3 protein-coding genes are annotated in these 1,490 nt (G+C 69.1%); all 3 read right to left on the bottom strand.

Annotated features, from left to right (window positions below):
• A partial coding sequence (locus ACWDNU_RS45660; RefSeq protein WP_449673422.1) for a twin-arginine translocation signal domain-containing protein occupies positions 1-292 on the bottom strand: 292 nt, incomplete at its 3' end.
• Between the two features lie 67 nt (positions 293-359).
• Complete coding sequence (locus ACWDNU_RS45655) at positions 360-1,163, bottom strand: ABC transporter permease (protein ID WP_355274209.1); 804 nt, start codon at positions 1,161-1,163, stop codon at positions 360-362.
• The coding region (locus ACWDNU_RS45650; protein WP_449673421.1) for an ABC transporter permease subunit at positions 1,160-1,490 on the bottom strand (331 nt) is incomplete at its 5' end. The genes ACWDNU_RS45650 and ACWDNU_RS45655, both read right to left, overlap by 4 nt.

The raw sequence follows: 1,490 nt of genomic DNA, 5'->3' as shown, positions 1-1,490 counted from the left end.
GTCCGGCCTCCACCGAGGTACTCGCCGCGCCACCCGCGATGAGGTCTACCGCACCGAATCCCGCATCCTTGAAATATCCCTTCGAATCCGCGAAATACTCACCCGCGAATTCGATGTTCTTCAGCCACGACAACTGCACCGCGACCTTGCCGTATTTCGAGCCGTCGTCACTCGAACCGTTCGACGAACTCCCCGAACTGCTTCCGCACGCGGCCAGCAGTCCGGCCCCGCCGAGCGCGGCCCCGGTCAGCGCGGAATAGCGGAGAAAGGAACGACGGTCGATACTGTTCATGCGCCGAATGTAGTTTCGGTGCGTTTCGTTCTCTTTGCGTCTGCGTTCCGCCGCTATTCCTTCCCGATCAGGCCCGCCCGGCGCTCGGGCCGAACCGCGCGAGCACCAGATTCTCGACGACGCCGACGATCGCGTAGAGCAGCACCGACACCACCGTCACCACCACGATCGAGGCCCACAGCCGGTTGTACTGGAACATCGGAATGGCGCGCACCAGGCTGGCGCCCAAACCCGTTCCGCTGCCGAGCCATTCACCGAGCAATGCGCCGATCAGCGCGCCCGGCACCGAGACCCGGGCCGCGGCGAACACCGAGGGCAGCGCGGCGGGAACGGCGACCATCCGCAGCCGGGTCCACCGCGAGCCGCCGTAGGCGGTCACCAATTCCATGGCCTGCCTCGGCGCTTGGCTCAGCCCGGTCATGATCATCACCAGCGCCGGGAAGAACACCACGATCGCGGCCAGCACCGCGACGCCCACCGTGCCGCGGCCGAAGACCAGCACCACGATCGGGCTCAGCGCCACCAGCGGCACCGAGCGCAGCAGCATCGCTACCGGCATGAACGTCTGCCGCACAGCCGAATACAGCACGAACAGCGCGGCCACCCCCAGGGCGCCGAGCATGCCGACGGTGAAGCCGATCGCGGCGTCGCGCAGGGTGATCGCGAGGTCGTCGAGGATCGCCTGGCGGGCCGTTGCGGCGCCCGGCGCGGTCACCAGGTAGCGCCAGATGTCCGACGGCGTCTTGCCGACCCGCGGCCCGATCTGCGGGAACGCCCGCAGGAACAGCGACCAGATGACCAGCAGCAGGATCAGCGAGGTCGCCAGCGGCAGCAGGAAGCGGCCGATCCGGCGCAGCACGGTGGTCGTCATCGCCGCTCCTCCGTACTCGCCGTCCACGGCGTGATCAGTCGCGCGGCCACCGCGACGAGCAGATAGCCCAGCCCGGCCAGCGCGGCAGCGGCCAGTGCCATGCCCCAGGTGCGCGGCACGTTGTAGGCGGTCTGCGCGGCCGTCAGCGCGACGCCGATCCCGCTGTCGACACCGCCCAGGTATTCGCCGATGATCGCGCCGAGCACGGCCGACGGCGCGGCGATCTTCAAGGCGGCGAACGTATTCGGCAACGCCGCGATCGCCTGCACCCGGTACAGCCGCTGCCAGCGACCGCCGCCGTAGGCGCGCACCAGATCCAGGCTCGCC

The organism is Amycolatopsis sp. NPDC003676 (genome assembly GCF_053587275.1).
Note: the sequence above shows the minus strand (reverse complement) of the source record. Positions and strands in the feature narration are given on the sequence as shown.

Bases quoted from the DNA above. Each gene is read 5' to 3' on its own strand.
- ACWDNU_RS45655 (WP_355274209.1), bottom strand. From the start codon at position 1,163: ATGACGACCACCGTGCTGCGCCGGATCGGCCGCTTCCTGCTGCCGCTG.